This is a genomic window from Glutamicibacter sp. X7 (assembly GCF_054889245.1).
Map to the genome: position 1 here is coordinate 3,434,043 of NZ_CM142678.1, position 16,792 is coordinate 3,450,834.

Sequence of the window (16,792 nt, forward strand, 5' to 3'; positions counted from 1 at the left end):
ACGGCAGGGTGCCGCCGGGCATACTTCGACGGTAATGAGCGCCGGCGCCCGGCGGAGCGAAGATTTCAAGACCGTAAGATCTGCCGGCCACCGCATCTGCACTGGCCGCAGTAGGCTGAAAATATGCAACAGCGAGCCCGCGTCACCATCGTCGAAGACGACCCCACCGTGCTGAAGGTCGTCGGCGATTACCTGCGGGCCCAAGACTTCGAAGTGCAACAGTGCGCCGACGGAATCGCCGGTCGTGAGCTACTGTCCAAGGACCTACCCGACGTGTTGATTCTGGACCGGATGCTCCCCGGGCTCAGCGGCGACGAGCTCTGCGGCTTTGTGCGGAAGCGCGCACCGCAACTACCGATCATCATGCTCACCGCACTGGGGTCGGTGGACGAACGCATCGACGGGCTCGAGCGCGGGGCCGATGATTACCTTCCCAAACCCTTCGCCCTGCGCGAGCTAAAGTTGCGTATCGACGCGCTGGTACGCCGGGCCCGTGGGCCGCAACCCACCGCAACCCCCTTCAGCTTGGGCGCCTTCACGATCGACCCGGCCCGCCGCATCATCTGGCAGGATGGTCGACAGATCGAACTAACCACCCGCGAATACGAGCTTTTCCTCTTTCTGCTGCGCAACCCGGACCGGGTACTCACCCGTGAAGACATCCTGCGCGAAGTATGGGGCTGGTCTTTCGGCGAAGCCTCCACGGTCACCGTGCACGTGCGGCGACTGCGCGAGAAAATTGAGGCCGAACCCCATTTTCCACGCTACCTGCGCACCGAATGGGGCGTGGGCTACCGTTTCACCGTCGACGGGAACACACCATGATGCTCAGCGGCACGGACCTGTGGATTATCCTCGGCACCTCGGCCGGATGCACCCTGCTGATCATGCTGCTCACCGCCGGGCTGCTGCGGCTGGCCGCGGCGCGCACCATTGTCGTGCAGTGGCTGATCTTGGTCGCCGGGGCCATTCTCTCCATCGTCGCCGCCACCGTGGCCATTGCCGCCGAAATGTACTTCTCCGGCCACGACCTTCAGGTTTTGCTGGCCGTGATCGGTATTTCGGCGCCCCTGTCCTTGGGCGCGGCCATCATCACCGGCCGGTTGGCTAGCAGTTCGTTGCGCGAAATGCGCGCCTCCGCCCAGCGGATCGGTGCCGGAGACGTGGTCACCGCCCGCCCCGCCGGGTCCAAAGAATTGACCGAACTCTCCGAACAGTTGGCCGACACCTCCGCACAGCTCGCCGGGGCACGCGCGCAACTCGAACAACTCGACGCCGCCCGCCGACAGTTTTTCGCCTGGATTTCGCACGACCTGCGTACCCCGCTGACCGGGGCCCGGATGCTGTGCGAAGCGCTGGAAGAAGACCTCGTCGACGACCAACCGCAGGCCCTGCGCAGCATCCGGTTCAAGGTCGACACCATGTCGCGACTGGTCGACGATCTCTTTGAGCTCTCCCGGTTGCAAAGCGGAGCCCTGCGCTTACACCGCGAGCATGTGGCACTGATCGATGTGGTTTCCGAGGCCGCGGCCAATGTGGCCCGGCAGGCCGAGGCGCGCGACGTACGCATCGAACACCGCCGGCTCGAGGACAAGCTACTCTGGGCGGACCCGCATGAGTTGTCCCGGGTGATGACCAACCTGCTGGGTAATAGCGTGCGCCACGCCCCGGCGGGCACGGCGGTGGTGGTCTCGGCTGAACGCAATAGCACCGGACACCTGCTGGTCACCGTGCTCGATCAGGGACCGGGAGTGGACACCGAGGATCTAGGGCATATGTTCGAGGTCGGTTGGCGGGCCGGCAACGCCCGCACCCCGGGACCCGATGAGCACGACGCGCCGGCTCCAGGCACCGGGGCCGGACTAGGGTTGGCCATTGTGCGCGGCATCGTAGAGGCCCACGGCGGCACCGTGGCCGCAGCCCGTGGGGACGCCGGCTTCGAAATGAACATCAGCCTGCCGGCGGATAACCCGCGCTAAACGTTCTGCCGCACGACACAGGAAGTTTGGAGCTGCACCACTGTGGGCATAAATTCTCAGCGACCAAAAATACGTGCGAGCAGTCCCCGTGACGGCTCGGCGTCGTGCCCTGGGCAGCGATCCTTAACCGGAATGCCACGCATCACCGAATCGACGTGTTGGCCGCATCCAGCCCACGTAGCCTTCTGACAAACCTTGCATTGAACCTGACGGCACACGGGTGCCTCCTTTCGGGCCGTAGCCTTGATCTAGGACAACGAGAGGAAGAGCTTTTCGAGCTCTTCGACCGTCAATCCGTCTTCTTCTTCAGCGATTTTCTGGGGGTCAGCGATGCAATGCTGCATTGCCGATGAAATGATGGCGAACCCGGCACGGTCGAGGGCCGTAGACACCGCCGCCAATTGGGTCACGATCTCACGGCAGGACCCATCGGTTTCCACCGCGTTAATCACCGCATCGAGCTGACCCCGGGCCCGCTTAAGCCGATTAACTATGCGCTTCTGAGTCGCCTCGTCCGCATTACGCATCCGTATTCTCCTTCGTCAAGGGATGAAGTTTCGTGTGCCGTCTTGGGGCGGAGCACCTGTGCTGCGCACGGAGCTCGGCTCTCACCCATGTGATGTTGAGGTTCGTGAGTTCGACGATCAGGTCCTCGAGGGTTCTGTGACTCTGTGGGCCCGTTGTGGAATGTACAAGTATCCCATCCTTGAAGGCCTTAAGTGTCGGCACCATCCTAATCTTGGCGGCCTCGTCGAGGACGAGCTGCGGGTGCTCGGTGGCCGACAGGTGAACCGTCTTTATGACGCCGCCTCGCTTTCACTGACTCAAGTTGGGCGACAGTCGGTGGCCCCGTTGCCAGGGACAGCCTATGGTCGAACGCGAGAGCTTCGCACAGATTAGCTGGACGACGAGGCCCAACACGATGAGGACCGCTCCAACCGCTCCAAAAGGGTACGGAACTTCTTGCACCAGCACCAGCGCTGCAACGCTCAGGACGAAATAACCAAAGCCACGGCGCAGCTTCACGGACGCAATCCGGTTGACAAGGCGAGCGCCTAACAAGGACCCGATGACGGCGGCGATGCTCACCGGAGCGATGACGCCCCAAGGCACGGTCAATGAACCTACATAACCGGAGAACCCGGCCAGTGCGTTCATGAAAATCACCACTAACGACGTCCCCACCGCGCTGGATAGGGGTAACCGGCCCAGCAAGGTCAGCGCGGGCACTAACAAGAACCCACCACCGGCGCCGACTAGCCCCGATAAAAATCCAACGAGGAGTCCGACGACCACGGACCACCACACCGATCGTTCACGACGAAACTGGTCGGTGGCTACCCTCCGCCCTCTCAGCATCGCCGTTCCGGCCGCGAGCATCATCGCGGCAAAACCAACCATGAGTATGCTCCCCGGGACGGCGCCCCCAGCAAGTCCGCCCGCGAAAGCGCCGACAACACCAGAACCACCGAAAATGGCTCCTATCCCCCATCGGACGTTGCCCTGCCGTGCGTGCGTCGGCAGGGTCGCCAGCGAAGTCACTCCGATCACCACGAGCGAGGCGGCCATCGCCTCTCGTGCCGGCATCCCCGCCACATACGTCAAGATCGGTACCATCAGGATCGAGCCGCCACCACCAAGTAGCCCCAAGGAGATGCCCACAAGGCCAGCCAAACCGATGGTGAGTGCGACAATCGCAGCGCTATCCATGGCTCACCGCCCGGCCTCGGGTATGTCGGCGAAGGGATCTGCTGGCGTCGATGTCCTATTCCACGGCATGCTTGCTAACCCACCAATCATCGGGCAGCTATCCCTGAGGGCCGATACGGCCAAGCCGGCCCCGGCCGCTGCGGCGATCAGGACGAGGCTACGGTGCGCATAGCGTCGCCCGAGTAATCCCAGCAAGACCATGCTCCCAGCGGTCAATCTCATCTGCCGGTCCAAGGTCCATCGTCGGGTGCCGTATGACAGGGTGCCACCGCATTCTTCATAGGAGGCGATGCCACCGGCAAGCACCGCACACCGGTCGAGACCCTGCGCAAGAAGCCGCCGCTGGGCCTGTGTTGCACGGTTCCCGGATTGACAGATCAACACGATGCGTTGTTCCGTGGTCGACGGAAATTCCAACGCCTCCGCCTTAAGCCGATCTAACGGAATGTTCCGCGAACCTGGAATATGCTTGGATTCAAATTCCACCGGGGTTCGCACGTCGAGTAGCAAACCAACAGGTGCTCCCTCGTCCATCGCGGACCTCAGTGTTTCCGCTGCCACAGCGGCCGTCGAGGTAGTCATCACGACATATCGCCTCCGTTGAGAATCTTCACGACGTTTAAGCCTTGGCCGTTGCCTTGTCGCGGCACCACGCCGCATAGCTTCCATCGAGTTGCACCACCCGGTAGCCCGCTTGGCGTAGCACGCTGGAAGCCACGGAGTTTCTCATGCCCGATTGGCAATAGGTGACGATGGTCCCCTCACGTGGCAGATCGGAGAGCTGCCCTAACAGGCGACCGGCCGATAGCTGCCGAGCCCCCGGGATATGCCCACGCGCGTATTCACCCTTGGTGCGCACATCGAGTAATAAGGAGTATTGGCTCTCGGCAAGTTGTGCCGGCCGCACCGTATCTGGCACGTATTCCGGCAGTTGAGCGAGGCTCGTGATGAATCCGGTCGCCGTATCAATGCCCACCCGGATCAGATGATCACGCATTTCTTCGGCGCTGGGCGCATCGGCGGCGAGGACGATTAGTTCGCGTTGGTCATGTTCCGGATCAATGGCCCACGCTGCAAAGCTTGCCATTTTGGATGGCCCGGGGATCGCCAGCGCTCCGGACACGGTGGCTCGCGAGACCGATTCGTGCTCTCGTGTATCAATCACAACGGCCGCCGAACGCCCCGTGCGCTCCAACACCTCGCTAGACGTGAGTTCCCGCATGGGTGGCTGCGGACCCAAGATCTGTGCGCCTTCGCGGTTCTGTCGCTTCATTCTGGCGAAATACGCATGAGCTTCCGGTTGACCTTCGAGTAGCTCCGAGCTGAAACCTTCGACGTCGTCATTTCGCAGATAGCTCCCCCACCAGGCGTTATTGCGCTCATATCCCACGGTACTCGAGGGAACTGCGCCCAGCGCCTTACCGCAGGCGCTGCCTGAACCGTGGCCCGGAAAGATTTGTACATGATCGTCCAGCTTCAGTAGGACATCCTTCAAGGAGGCGAATAACTGTCGTGCACCCACATATCGGGTATCCACACCTCCGGCCGCCTCGTCCAAAAGATCCGGGCGCCCCAGATCTCCCGCGAACACGAAATCACCAGATAGTAAATAACCGGGCCGATCGCTAAAGGCTCCGTCGGTGACCAAGAATGACAGGTGTTCTGGGGTGTGCCCCGGGGTATGACGCGCCTCGATGCGAATGTTGCCTAGTTCGATGATGTCCCGATCTTTAAGGCGCTGCGCGTCAAAACTGTACTGCCAGTCGTCACCCCCTTCGGCCGAAACGTAGATTTGGGCACGGGTCGCTGCGGCTAGCTCACGGGTGCCCGACAGATAGTCGGCGTGGATGTGAGTTTCCGTGACCGCCACAATACGCATCGAATGCTTAGCGGCCAACGTCAAGTACTCGGCAATGTCGCGACGCGGATCAACCACAATGGCTTCACCGCGCACTTGGCAGCCGATGAGGTAACTAGCCTGCGCAAGATCTTCATCGTAGAAGCGTTCCAGCAACATGTGAGCGTCCTTTCTAGGTGACTTTCCAAGACCATATCCATACCCCAGGGGGTATGTCAAAATACGGGTGGGGGTATACAAAAGACTGGTCCGCTTCTGCCTCAGAGAATCGGGAGATTACCTCAGATCAGACCGCTCACCTAGGAGCGCGCACGCTCAGTCCCACAGCGCATGCGGGAACTCCGCTTCGATCTCGGCGGTAGCAACCGAATGAAACATGGGGTCGTAGTTCGAAGGCTCGCACAACTCCACGAGGACAATGCTGGCCAGATCCTCAATCAGGGATTGTTCGTCGGCCACCCGCGATTCCAGTAGCACACCGAGGAAGCAGGCAACCACACGGCCGAAAGGCTCACGGTAAATCAATACCTGTCGTCCGTCGAGCGCATCACGAAGGGCCACAAAACCTGCTTGCTGCAGGTGACCCGGTGACACCCGAGCGAATGCCTCGCGCAGGTGCTCTTCACTCACGCGAGGTGCGCGGTAGGCCACCGCCGGCACGGACGGAGGGGCTTCGGAACCGCCGGAAGCCTCGTACCGCGCCACCGATGGATCCCCGGTGGCACACCCGAGACTCTCCAGCTCATCGCGCGCAATGACGCTGCCAATTCCCAAGGGTTCATAGGAGCCGTGATAGCAGAATGTTCCGGCGTCGTCAGGCGGGTCCTGTCGCGTCGGGTCGGCCCCAGCCAGGCGCACCAATGAGACCGACGTTGAGCCCGCTTCGTTGCCTGCTGCCTCGGCCACCACGACGAACACTTCGTACTCCCCTCCCGCCGCGCGCAGCCGGGCCCACTGCAACACCTCAGCAACGTCGGAGGCTTGCCGGATCTGAAAGGTCTGCAGATTCCATGCACCAGTTTCCGGGTCGGCGTTCCACAGGTGAACCCGATAGGTCGGGTCGTTGGCCACCTCGGAGGGCGCGCACCGTTCGGTGACTCGAATAAACATGCCGCTCAGCTTACTCCGCCACAGGACGCGGCTTGCCATGAACGCGTGGCGGTAGAACCGGGGAACACAGCAACAACACCAGCCCCACCAACGGCACGACCAGCAGCGCCACCCGCAAACCCCAGGATTCGGCGACCAGACCCACCAGCGGCGGGGCGCCCAGGAATCCCAGCCGCATCAACCACGAGACCACGTTCAGGCCCGTGCCCGGCTTGAGCCCGGGCATCGTATCGGCCTGCGCCATTGCCGCCGGCACCGTGGTTGCCACCCCGAACCCGGCAGCCGCAAAACCCAGGATGCTCCCGGCGATACTGGGCCACGCCAGTGCCGTACCCATGCCCAAAACCACCAGCAGGGCACCGAATTGCACCACGGTGCGCTGGCCCCACCGATTGACCATCCCATCTCCAAGTAGCCGCCCCACGAACTGGGCGCCCACTAGGGCAATGAACCCGCTGGCCGCGACCGGACCCGGGGCATCCAACGACTGTCCCAAATACAGTGCCGCCCACGAATTTCCGGCGTCTTCGACGACGATCCCGGACACCGCGATGAGTACCAGCGCGGCCATCACCAGTACGAGTCGAGAACGCCGTGGCGCCGCAGCGGCATCACCGGGCTGCTGCGATTCCGTCTGTTCGGGCACGCCGCGGGTGACCGCCACCGGTAAGCAAAAACGCCAGGCCGTCAACGACACCACCGAAAAGAGCAACGCCGAAATCCCCAGGTGTAGCCCCAGCGGCAGCCGCAATGCCAACGCGCCGGCCGCCATCAGGCCGCCGAGCACCGCACCGACCGACCAGAGGGCGTGGAAGGAGTTCAAAATCGATCGCCCATAGCGCCGTTGCACCGCCAACCCATGGGAGTTCTGCCCAACGTCGGTGATCGCGTCCATGGCCCCGCCGCAGAGCAGGGCCAGCGCCACCAGGCTCACCCCGGGCGCGGTGCCGGCGGCCAGCACGGACAACGCGGTGAGCAAGGTGCCGATCACCGCCACGGGTGCCGACCCCCAGCGTCGAATGAACGCCGCCGCGGCCAACCCCGCCACGATCGCACCCAAGGGCCACGCCATGACGAGCAGACCATAGCTGGCCTCACCGAGGCCCAGCGAAGCCTTCAATTCCGGTAACCGCGGCACGAGGTTCGCGAAAATCGCCCCGTTGGTTAAAAACAGGGCGGAAACGGCCGCACGGGCACGGCGCAAATCGCGGTCTGGCTGGGCAGTGATGGTGTCGCTCACCGCACCAGTCTATTGATCGATCCGCGTTAGACTCGGAGAAACTCGCACTATCCTTTAGGAGCGTCCGTGCCCAGTGCCCTCATCGTCGGTAGCGGCCCGAACGGTCTGGCTGCCGCTCTCACCCTGGCCGCCGCCGGTCTCGAGGTCACCGTCCTCGAGGCCGCCGACACCCCCGGGGGCGGGATCCGCTCCGTGGAAGCCACGATGCCCGGGCTGCTACACGACCACTGCGCCGGTTTCCACCCCTTCTTGGACAACTCCGCCTTCACGCGCGCCTTCGACCTCGCCTCGGCCGGAGTCAAGCTGGCCCAGCCACCGGTGCAGTATGCGCATCCCTTGGACGACGGTGGCGCCGCCGTCTACCGCTCGCTCACCGAAACCGCCGCCGGGCTCGGGGTCGATGGCGATAACTACCGCCGCCTGTTCGAACCCTTGGCGCGGCAGTTCTCCGCCATGTCCGAGGAGTTCCTCCAGCCGCTGCTGCACCTGCCCCGCCACCCGCTGGCCCTGGCCGGGCTGGGGATGCGCGCGCTCTGGCCGGCGACGCTCCTGGGGCGCCTCTTCCGCGACGAACCGGCGCGGGCCCTCTTTGCCGGCACCGCCGCTCACGCCTTCACGAAGCTTTCCACCCCGCTGAGTTCGGCCATCGGTGTCTCACTCTCCGCGGCCGCCCACGCCAACGGGTGGCCGGTGGCCGTCGGCGGCTCGCACACCATCGCCGACGCGCTGATAACCCTGCTGGAACGGCACGGCGGCCAGGTGGTGACCGGTCATGAGGTCACCGACTTCGGTGAGCTCGAGCAGGCCGACGTCGTCCTCTTCGACACCGGGCCACGCACGCTGGCTCGCATTGCCGGCGACCGCCTACCGGCGCGTAGCCGCTCCGCCTACGCGAACTTCCGGCACGGTGCCGGTGCCTTCCAACTGTCCCTCGCCGTCGAGGGCGGGTTGCCTTTCGCCTACGAGCCGGCGCGCCGCGCGGGCACCGTGCACCTCGGTGGCACGCTGGCAGAGGTCGCGCACGCGGAGGCGCAGGTTGCCACGGGGCGCATGCCCGAACGCCCCTTCGTCCTGGTCGGGCAGCAGTATCTGGCCGACCCGACGCGCCGCAAGGGCGAGCTGGTTCCCGTGGACTGCTACGCTCACGTGCCCGCCGGGTACACCGGGGATGCCAGCGCGGCAATCCTCGCGCAGCTCGAACGCTACGCTCCGGGCGCCCGCGAGCGCATCGTTGAGATCACCGCCCGGCCGACCGGACGGATCGAGGCGCTCAACCCCAACTTTGTCGGCGGCGATATCGTCACCGGCCGCAAAAGCCCCCGCCAGCTCCTGCTCGGACCCCGCGTCAGCGCCAATCCCTACCGCACCGGAGCCGCGGGCATCTACCTTTGCTCGGCGGCCACCCCGCCCGGACCGGGCGCCCACGGGCTATGCGGCTACTACGCGGCACGCACCGCACTGGCCGACCTCGAACGATCCCCGGCGCACGGCTAGGCGTATCTGAAGCTTCTGACGCCACCCATGAAAATGCGTGCTGCGGGCGAACGGGCTGATGCTTCTGGGCCTTACGGCCAGCCCCCGAAGCATCAGCCCGTCACCCATTGGTGCTTAGCCTTCGCGGATGGTCATTTTGGTCAGCTTGTCACCGCTGGTCTCGAAGGTGAACTTTGACATGCCGTTGGCGTGGGTGGACTTCCAGTCGCCCCGCACAATGACGTGCCCGTCTTCTTCGTGAACGCTTTCTATGTCCAATGTGCCGCGGGCTCCGATGAATTCCTTGTCGCTCCAGGCCTTGATTTCCTTGGTGCCGGTGAAGACCCGTCCCCAATCATCTACTACCCCGTCCGCGGTGAAAGCGTTCAGGAAGCCTGATTCGTCGTGCCCATTCACTGCCTTCCAGAACGAAGCAACCGGCTCGGGTACAGAAGTATTGCTCATTGATCTGCTCCTTGTTCTCTAGCGGGTGGTATATCCGCCGTTGGCGAAGATGGTCTGGCCGGTGATCCACCAACCGTCGGTGGCCAAGAACGAAACGATCGGGGCAATGTCTTCGATCTGGGTCAGTTGGCCGCCCATTGCCTGGGACTTGTGGAACTGCACTCGCTCGGGGGTTTCCTGCCCATAGAAGAACGGGGTATCCATTGGGCCGGGCGCGATCGCGGTGACCGAAATGCCACGCTCGGCGAACTCCTTGGCTGCCGCGCGAGTGAAGTGCTCGACCGGGCTCTTGCCGCCGGCGTAGGTCGAGTAGCCGTCGGTGAAGGCACCTAGCAGCGAGGTCACAATCGTGATGATCTTTCCGTTGTCGTTCAAGTGCAGGCCAGCTTCCTTGATGAAGAAGTAGGCGGCCTTGCTGTTGACGTCGAACATCGAGTCGTATTCCTCTTCAGAGGTTTCAACGATCGGCTTACGCAGCACCTTACCGACGGTGTTGACGGCAACGTCGATCTTTCCGAGGGCGGCTTCGGCATCGGCGAAGAGTTGCTGCACAGCCTCAGGCTTGCTCAGGTCTCCGCTGAGGATCACCCCGCGAGCTCCCGCGGCTTCGACCGCTGCCAGCGTTTCCACGGCCTGCGGGTGGGTGGATTCCGATTTGTAGTGGATCGCGACGTTAGCGCCAGCCTCGGCTGCTTGTCGGCTGATCAATCCGCCGAGGTTCTTTGCTCCTGCCGCAACGAGGACGTTCTTGCCTTCCAGAGTATGTGTGCTCAACGCTTTCTCCTTCTCGCTATGACACTAATACAAGTTTATGTACCAGTGGTATGCGCTACTATAGCAGTATGACAGAAGAGCGTCGAGGCGATACACGATCTCGAATTTTGGAGGTCGCGGCACAGATGATTGCCGCAACGCCGGGCGAGGACGTGTCATTACGTGCCGTATGCGCAGAGGTCGGCGTCAAAATGCCTACTCTCTACCATTTCTTCGGGAGCAAACAAGGCCTTTTGGAAGCAGTGGTGGAACGCGGGTTCGATCTCTACTTGGCCGAAAAAGAGGCACACGAAAGCTCCGGCGACCCCATTCAGGATCTCCGCGATGGCTGGGATGCCCATGTCGCCTTTGGTGTGGAGAATCCGGGCTTTTATAGCTTGATGTACGGGAAGGTGCGCCCCGGGTACTCACCTGCCGCGCAGTCGCGGCCCAGCGAAATCCTTCGCGGGATCACCTCAAAGGCCGAAGCGCAGGGTCGCCTCGTGGTCTCCTCGGAGCACGCCGCCGCTCACGTGCTAGCGACGAATATTGGAGTGACCCTGCGGATGATCACCTTGGCCCAAGAGGACTGGGAGCTGTCCAATGCCGTGCGCGAAGGCGTCATCTCGGCCATTACGGGCACTTCTGTTGCGGATCCGCAACGCTCTGTCATCCATCAGGTGCTGGACTATGCCAACGCACGCCCGGACGTGCTTGGAACCGAGGAGACGGCGCTGCTTTCGGCGTGGCTACGCAGGCTCTCGAGCCCGCACAAGGGGCGTTAGGCATAAGGCATAGGTCCGCCATCGCTGGGAAAGGCGCACCCGGACATGCCGGCGCGCTCTAGCTTTCGGCCGAGATCTCATCCAGGGCCGCCACGGCGCGCTCCACCACCGGACGCAGATTGGATCCGGCGGGCCGAAGCGGCAGTGGCAAGTTGTACTGACTGGCCAACCGTCGATGATGGGCAATGGCGGCCACGGCTCGCACGCTGCTACCTGCCTGGGCATAGAGCTCCCACACCGGCTCCAGGCGGGCCGAAACATCGTGGATCAGGTCCTCGTTCCCGGAATTAACCACCTGAAGCAGTTTGAGTGCGGCCACCGGTTCGGTACCGGCCAGCACGGAATGCCATAGCTGACACCCGCCGACAAGACCGGTGGCGGCGTGGGGGTCGCCCGATATTCCCAGCGTGATCTCATCCCCCACGGCACCACGAATACCGGTGATGCGCGCGGTGACCTCGGATTGAGGTCCGGGTACCGGAGGGATCTTGATCCCTGCGATCCCGGGCAGCGAAGCCAATTCTGCATAGAGTGCGTCGGTGAATTGAAAATGTGTGATGCGCGGGTTGTCGTAGACGGCCACCGGTAGCCCGCAGAACCCGGCCACCGACCGGTAGAGCTCGATCACTTCATCCTCACGCAGCGGCTGATAGCTCATGGGGGCCACCAGCACCGAGATAGCCCCCGCCTCGACCGCCACCTGAGCGTGCTCGAGCACCTCACGCAGGCTTATCGCCGAGATACCGACCTGCAGACGCACTCCCGGGAGCTGCTCGGCGGCAAGCTGCACGACCCGCTGTCGTTGCGCCATCGAAAGATAGGCGTAACTGCCCGTCGATCCCAACACCGTGACCGAGTCGATCCCCGCCTCGCGCACCCGCTGCAGCAAGCCGCGGAACGCCGCCTCATCCACTTCGCGTCCGTCGGACATGGGAGTCAGCAGGTACGCACTAAGTTCTTTGCTCATGATCGACGTCCCCTCATGTCAGGCTCTGGTTAGTTGGCGCGCTCTTCTTGCGATCACTGTAGGGCATTAAAGTGCACTCTCGGTTATATTTCGCCGAAGAGCTCCTGAGCCAGTCGGCTTAAGGCTTGCTGGCCGAGAAGCTCGCCGGATAAGAGCGGCACCTCGGTGATCGGTATCTTTGGTAGTCGCCCGCGAAGCAGCGCCAATTGCCGGTCTTCGGCCTCGCGCCGGGCGGCCAAGAGTTCACCGGCATCCGCCGGTGAGCGCCGGTTGGCGATCAAGGCGGCAATGGGAATCGCTAATTCGCCAAGTCGTTCGGCAAGTTCAACGGATTCGGCGACCGGTAGCGGTTCAGCGGCCAACGCGATCACAAATCCGCATTCGTCTCGATTTGTGACCAGCCGATGAAGATTCGCGAAGCGTTCTCTGCGCTTGATCAGCACCCGGCGCAGTTGCGCATCGCGTCGATCGGGCCCATCCTCGGCCCCCGGAGTCAGGCCGCGCAACGCGGCGGAGAAGCGCTCGGAGCGGTCCCGGTTCGCCAAGAGCTGCTCGGTCCAGCCACCTAGTTGTTCGGGTAACGCCAGAAGCCGCAAGGTATGGCCGCTCGGAGCCGTATCAAAAATCGTCAGGTCGTACTCGTGGGCTCCGGCCTCGACCGCTTCGGCAATGCGTTCGAGCATGGCCGACTCGTGGGTGCCAGGTGCCTGCCGCGCCAGCCGCAAATGCCGTTCGGCGGCCGTATGCATCCGCTCCGGAAGCATCTTGCGCATGGTTTGGCCCACCGCGGCCAGGTGGCGGTCCACGGTGCGTTGCGGATCGATCTCCACGGCATGCACCGTGCCGCCGGACCCGGCCTCTGCCACGAGGGTCGCCTCATCGCCGAGCCGCGCCCGCCAGAGATGCCCGAGGTTATGGGCAGGGTCGGTCGAAACCACCAGCACCCGTCGTCCCCGCTGGGCTAGACCCAGCGCGGTGGCCGAGGCCAGCGAGGTCTTCCCGACGCCTCCCTTGCCACCAAAGAACAGGACCTTCTTGCCCTCGAACTGGCTCAACAACACGACATATGCTCCAACGGCGAGGTTTCCATGCCCATGCGCCGATGCCAGGCATGGAAGTCTTCGTAGAGCATCGGCATGAGTTCGGCGGTGTAGTAGGCCGCGGGATCGGGCACCCCAAGCGCCTCGGCCAGGACGACGAGGGTGAACAAGTCGTCCTCTTCGCGCCGGGCTCGAGCGAAGGTCTGCCGGTAGGGTCCGGCATAGAACTGCTCAAGCCCGGCCACGAAAGAGGCCCAGCGTTCCCGCATGGTGCTCATCGCTTGAGCAGGTCTCCCACCACGTCGGGCACGTCGGCATCGGGAGCCTCCGGCGGGTCGGTAAAGGCCTTACGCAGGGCGACGACGGCCTCGACGGAGACCCAGACGGCCGCAAGGATGATGATGATATCCAGCACGAGCAACAGCCAATTGCCGGTGTCGACGAAGGTGCCGATCTGCACGAAGGCCGCATAGAAGGACATCACGAACACGAACAGCAGCGGGATGATCGCCGGCCAGGGGTTGCGGCGCTTGCGCACCAGCATGACCGCCACGATCAGCAGGGTCAGCGAGGCCAGCAGCTGGTTTGTGGTTCCGAACAGCGGCCAGATGGTCAAGCCACCGCTGCCGTCCATGCCCTGGCTGAAGACCAACGCCATGGAGACCACGAGCACGATGATTGTGGCCGTGTACTTTCCGAGCTTGATCCGCGCCGCATCGCCGGCTTCCTGCACCACGAAGCGCATCAGGCGCACGCCGGTGTCCATAGTGGTCGCCGCGAAGAGCACCGCCATGGTGGCCAGTACGGTGGCCGATAGCGAGACCGGCAAGCCGAGGCCGGCGTTGACCAGGTGGCCGCCGCCGGCGACGAATGCGCCGACGCCGCCCTGCCCGAAGGCCGTGTAAATTTCTTCCCACTGCGCCAGGGTCTGGAAACCGGCGGTGGTAGCCAGGATGGCGCCGAGCGCCAGCATGCCTTCACCGACGGCACCGAAGTAGCCGATAAACCGAGCATCCGGCTCGGAGTCGATCTGCTTGGCACTGGTTCCCGAAGAAACCATGCCGTGGAAGCCCGAGATCGCGCCACAGGCAATGGTGACGAAGAGCAGCGGGACGATCCCCGGGGTGCCGTCCGGGACGTTCTCGTTGATCGCGGGGACCACAAGTTTCGGGGCGCTGACCAGTACGGCGATGAACAGGATGGCCAGTCCAATAAACAGCTGCACGCCATTGATGTAGTCGCGCGGCTGGAGCAGGACCCAGACCGGAAGCAGCGAGGCGATGCCCGCGTAGACGAAGAGGGTGACGATCCAGAAGGTCGCCGGGCTCATGCCGAGGATCGTTTCGGGCAGCACCACGGGTACCGCATCGCCGAGCACGATCAACGAGTAGAGGGCCACGACGCCGATGGCGGTAACCAGCAGCAGGTTCCAGCGCAGCTTGTATACGGCCACACCCACGAAGAGCGCCACGGCTACCGCGCCCCAGGCCGGGATGACGGCGGTCGGGGTGGAAATCAGCAGGTTCGTGATGACCACGGCGAAGGCCGCCACCACCATGAGCAACAGCAGGAAGATCACCACGAGGAAGAGGTTCGCCCCGCGCTTGCCGATGTAACGGCTGGACAGCGAGCCCATGGAGCGTCCCTTATTGCGCTCCGAGGCCCACAGGGCGCCGAGGTCGTGCATTCCGGCGAAGAATACGGTGCCGATGGTGACCCAGAGGAAGGCCGGGAGCCAACCCCAAATCACCGCCACGGCCGGGCCGACGATCGGCGCCGCGCCGGCCACGGAAGTGAAGTGGTGGCCCCACAGCACGAACTTGTTCGTCGGGACGTAGTCGATCCCGTCGTTCAGTTCATGGGATGGCGCGGTGAAACTCGGGTCGAGCTTGTATACCTTCTGGGCAAGGTACTTGGAATACAGCAGGTAACCTCCGGCAAACATCGCCAGACCAATCACCAGCAGAACGATCGCACTCATCGTTTGCCTTTCGTCGACTGCTAACAGGGCTGGAACCCGCTGCCGTCTCACACATCACAGCTGGCTCCCAGAAAGCAGTCTACGTGAGCCGCACCACCTTGCGACCTCCGCATTTGCGGGGTGTCGGGTGCTCCCGGCCTTGGTCGTCTCGGGCGAGAAAGTGCACTTCAGTGCGCTTACGGCATTCCGCAAAACGTGTAAAGCTGGTTGACACGTTCCCAAAACGTGTAAAAAAATCGGCGAAATCTTTACACGTTTCGCGTGAACGCGCGTAGTCTGCTCCTATGTGGTTCCCCGACGTTCCCTTCAACGAACTCCCACCCCCACCCCGCGATGAGCTAGAAACCAAGACTGTCCTTAAAGCGACGACTGCAGCGCGCGCAGCCCTCGCCGCGCTTGACCAAGCCATCCATCGAATCCCCAATCCGGCCGTTCTCCTCAGCGCCGTTTCACTACTCGAGGCTCAGGCAAGTTCGGAAGTCGAGAACATCGTCACGACTACCGATGATTTGTTCCGTTTCGCATCATCCGTCGAAGAACACGCCTCGCCTGAAACCAAGGAAACCCTTCGATACCGCGAAGCGCTCTTCAAAGGGTTGCATAGCATCAAGAGCCGACCGCTCAGCACCACAACAGCCATTGCCGTGTGTTCAACAATCAACAACCACCAAACCGGAATTCGTAGACTACCTGGTACCTACATCGGCAAACCCTCGACTGGAATCGCGCGCTACACTCCTCCCGAGGGACATGAAGTAATAGCAAATAAACTTGCGGCATGGGAGCAATATCTGCACCATGACGACGACTTGGATCCGCTAGTAGTCATGTGTGCAGCTCATTATCAGTTCGAAGCCATTCACCCATTCCCAGATGGGAACGGCCGCACAGGCAGAATACTAAATGTCCTGCTTTTAATTGAGCGCGACCTACTTCGGCAGCCCATTCTCTATCTCTCCAAATACATCATCCAGCACAAGGACGAATACTATGACCGGCTATTGGCGGTTACGCGCGATAACGCGTGGGAGGAATGGATTACTTACATGCTCCGAGCAGTCGAAATGACCGCAAGAAGCACCCTAGGGCTTATAGATCACATTCAAGACCTTCAGTCGTCTATGCGCGAGGAGCTTCGCGCGACGCTAGGAAACACGGACGCCGATCTGCTGGATCTCCTTTTTGAACGCCCCTACTGCCGCGTTGCCGATGTTATCGAGCGATGCAGCGTTTCCAGACCGACAGCAACCAAGTGGCTCCGTGCCCTGACTGACGAAAACCACCTGGTCAGCCAGAGAGTCGGACGTGAGAACCTTTATATAAACCATAGGTTCCTTGCTTCACTCTCAAAGCATCACGACGTGTAAAGCCCGTTAACACATTCGCGAAACGTGTAAAAAAATCGGCAAATTCTTTACACGTTTCGCGCTC

General features: G+C 62.6%; 17 protein-coding genes. 5 read left to right on the forward strand and 12 right to left on the reverse strand.

The features are described 5' to 3' along the window. Window positions 1-123: 123 nt before the first annotated feature. Both ACYU0X_RS16280 and ACYU0X_RS16285 read left to right on the forward strand, forming a co-directional pair. Window positions 124-825, forward strand: a complete 702-nt coding sequence (locus ACYU0X_RS16280; protein ID WP_418907810.1) for a response regulator transcription factor — start codon at window positions 124-126, stop codon at window positions 823-825. After that, complete coding sequence (locus tag ACYU0X_RS16285) at window positions 822-1,979, forward strand: sensor histidine kinase (RefSeq protein WP_461901709.1); 1,158 nt, start codon at window positions 822-824, stop codon at window positions 1,977-1,979. The genes ACYU0X_RS16280 and ACYU0X_RS16285 overlap by 4 nt, the downstream gene beginning before the upstream one ends. A gap of 248 nt (window positions 1,980-2,227) precedes the next feature. On the opposite strand, the gene ACYU0X_RS16290 is transcribed toward ACYU0X_RS16285, so the two are convergent. The 6 genes from ACYU0X_RS16290 to ACYU0X_RS16315 form a co-directional block, all read right to left on the reverse strand. After that, window positions 2,228-2,506 carry a metal-sensitive transcriptional regulator gene (locus ACYU0X_RS16290; protein WP_309409962.1) on the reverse strand — a complete coding sequence of 93 codons (279 nt, stop codon included), beginning with the start codon at window positions 2,504-2,506 and terminating at the stop codon, window positions 2,228-2,230. Window positions 2,507-2,795: 289 nt separating this feature from the next. After that, complete coding sequence (locus tag ACYU0X_RS16295) at window positions 2,796-3,689, reverse strand: sulfite exporter TauE/SafE family protein (RefSeq protein WP_461901710.1); 894 nt, start codon at window positions 3,687-3,689, stop codon at window positions 2,796-2,798. A 3-nt stretch (window positions 3,690-3,692) separates the two neighbouring features. Beyond that, entirely contained in the window at window positions 3,693-4,271 is a 579-nt protein-coding gene (locus tag ACYU0X_RS16300) for a rhodanese-like domain-containing protein (RefSeq protein ID WP_461901711.1), read from the reverse strand. A gap of 37 nt (window positions 4,272-4,308) precedes the next feature. Beyond that, entirely contained in the window at window positions 4,309-5,706 is a 1,398-nt protein-coding gene (locus tag ACYU0X_RS16305; protein WP_461901712.1) for an MBL fold metallo-hydrolase, read from the reverse strand. A gap of 156 nt (window positions 5,707-5,862) precedes the next feature. Further along, window positions 5,863-6,657, reverse strand: coding sequence for a hypothetical protein (locus tag ACYU0X_RS16310; RefSeq protein WP_461901713.1), 795 nt, complete (start codon window positions 6,655-6,657; stop codon window positions 5,863-5,865). 10 nt (window positions 6,658-6,667) lie between these two features. Continuing rightward, window positions 6,668-7,897: an MFS transporter gene (locus ACYU0X_RS16315; protein ID WP_461901714.1), complete on the reverse strand. Its 1,230-nt coding sequence runs from the start codon at window positions 7,895-7,897 to the stop codon at window positions 6,668-6,670. A 66-nt stretch (window positions 7,898-7,963) separates the two neighbouring features. Between ACYU0X_RS16315 and ACYU0X_RS16320 the strand changes: the two genes are divergently transcribed. Further along, window positions 7,964-9,391 carry a phytoene desaturase family protein gene (locus ACYU0X_RS16320; protein WP_461901715.1) on the forward strand — a complete coding sequence of 476 codons (1,428 nt, stop codon included), beginning with the start codon at window positions 7,964-7,966 and terminating at the stop codon, window positions 9,389-9,391. Between the two features lie 114 nt (window positions 9,392-9,505). Here the strand turns inward: ACYU0X_RS16320 and ACYU0X_RS16325 are convergent, their stop codons facing one another. Beyond that, entirely contained in the window at window positions 9,506-9,835 is a 330-nt protein-coding gene (locus ACYU0X_RS16325) for a nuclear transport factor 2 family protein (RefSeq protein ID WP_418907815.1), read from the reverse strand. Window positions 9,836-9,853: 18 nt separating this feature from the next. Then, entirely contained in the window at window positions 9,854-10,609 is a 756-nt protein-coding gene (locus ACYU0X_RS16330) for an SDR family oxidoreductase (RefSeq protein ID WP_418907816.1), read from the reverse strand. 68 nt (window positions 10,610-10,677) lie between these two features. On the opposite strand from ACYU0X_RS16330, the gene ACYU0X_RS16335 reads away from it, so the two are divergent. Then, window positions 10,678-11,373 (forward strand): TetR/AcrR family transcriptional regulator, encoded by a 696-nt coding sequence (locus tag ACYU0X_RS16335; RefSeq protein ID WP_418907817.1) that lies wholly within the window; start codon window positions 10,678-10,680, stop codon window positions 11,371-11,373. A 58-nt stretch (window positions 11,374-11,431) separates the two neighbouring features. Here the strand turns inward: ACYU0X_RS16335 and ACYU0X_RS16340 are convergent, their stop codons facing one another. The 4 genes from ACYU0X_RS16340 to ACYU0X_RS16355 form a co-directional block, all read right to left on the reverse strand. Then, the gene (locus ACYU0X_RS16340) at window positions 11,432-12,340 is read right to left on the reverse strand and encodes a dihydrodipicolinate synthase family protein (protein ID WP_418907818.1); all 909 of its coding nucleotides are present in this window, start codon (window positions 12,338-12,340) and stop codon (window positions 11,432-11,434) included. A gap of 83 nt (window positions 12,341-12,423) precedes the next feature. After that, entirely contained in the window at window positions 12,424-13,401 is a 978-nt protein-coding gene (locus ACYU0X_RS16345) for an ArsA family ATPase (RefSeq protein ID WP_418907819.1), read from the reverse strand. Next, complete coding sequence (locus tag ACYU0X_RS16350; RefSeq protein WP_418907820.1) at window positions 13,392-13,658, reverse strand: cory-CC-star protein; 267 nt, start codon at window positions 13,656-13,658, stop codon at window positions 13,392-13,394. Before ACYU0X_RS16350 ends, ACYU0X_RS16345 begins: the two co-directional genes overlap by 10 nt. Next, window positions 13,655-15,361: a carbon starvation CstA family protein gene (locus ACYU0X_RS16355; protein WP_418907821.1), complete on the reverse strand. Its 1,707-nt coding sequence runs from the start codon at window positions 15,359-15,361 to the stop codon at window positions 13,655-13,657. Before ACYU0X_RS16355 ends, ACYU0X_RS16350 begins: the two co-directional genes overlap by 4 nt. 284 nt (window positions 15,362-15,645) lie before the next feature. Between ACYU0X_RS16355 and ACYU0X_RS16360 the strand changes: the two genes are divergently transcribed. After that, on the forward strand, window positions 15,646-16,728 hold the full coding sequence (locus ACYU0X_RS16360; RefSeq protein ID WP_418907822.1) for a Fic family protein: 1,083 nt from the start codon (window positions 15,646-15,648) through the stop codon (window positions 16,726-16,728). Window positions 16,729-16,792 lie beyond the last annotated feature (64 nt).

Coding starts and splice junctions, on each gene's coding strand:
- ACYU0X_RS16295 (WP_461901710.1), bottom strand. CDS start 3,689: ATGGATAGCGCTGCGATTGTCGCACTCACCATCGGTTTGGCTGGCCTT.
- ACYU0X_RS16350 (WP_418907820.1), bottom strand. CDS start 13,658: ATGAGCACCATGCGGGAACGCTGGGCCTCTTTCGTGGCCGGGCTTGAG.
- ACYU0X_RS16290 (WP_309409962.1), bottom strand. CDS start 2,506: ATGCGTAATGCGGACGAGGCGACTCAGAAGCGCATAGTTAATCGGCTT.
- ACYU0X_RS16300 (WP_461901711.1), bottom strand. CDS start 4,271: ATGACTACCTCGACGGCCGCTGTGGCAGCGGAAACACTGAGGTCCGCG.
- ACYU0X_RS16360 (WP_418907822.1), top strand. CDS start 15,646: ATGTGGTTCCCCGACGTTCCCTTCAACGAACTCCCACCCCCACCCCGC.
- ACYU0X_RS16340 (WP_418907818.1), bottom strand. CDS start 12,340: ATGAGCAAAGAACTTAGTGCGTACCTGCTGACTCCCATGTCCGACGGA.
- ACYU0X_RS16280 (WP_418907810.1), top strand. CDS start 124: ATGCAACAGCGAGCCCGCGTCACCATCGTCGAAGACGACCCCACCGTG.
- ACYU0X_RS16325 (WP_418907815.1), bottom strand. CDS start 9,835: ATGAGCAATACTTCTGTACCCGAGCCGGTTGCTTCGTTCTGGAAGGCA.
- ACYU0X_RS16335 (WP_418907817.1), top strand. CDS start 10,678: ATGACAGAAGAGCGTCGAGGCGATACACGATCTCGAATTTTGGAGGTC.
- ACYU0X_RS16305 (WP_461901712.1), bottom strand. CDS start 5,706: ATGTTGCTGGAACGCTTCTACGATGAAGATCTTGCGCAGGCTAGTTAC.
- ACYU0X_RS16285 (WP_461901709.1), top strand. CDS start 822: ATGATGCTCAGCGGCACGGACCTGTGGATTATCCTCGGCACCTCGGCC.
- ACYU0X_RS16355 (WP_418907821.1), bottom strand. CDS start 15,361: ATGAGTGCGATCGTTCTGCTGGTGATTGGTCTGGCGATGTTTGCCGGA.
- ACYU0X_RS16310 (WP_461901713.1), bottom strand. CDS start 6,657: ATGTTTATTCGAGTCACCGAACGGTGCGCGCCCTCCGAGGTGGCCAAC.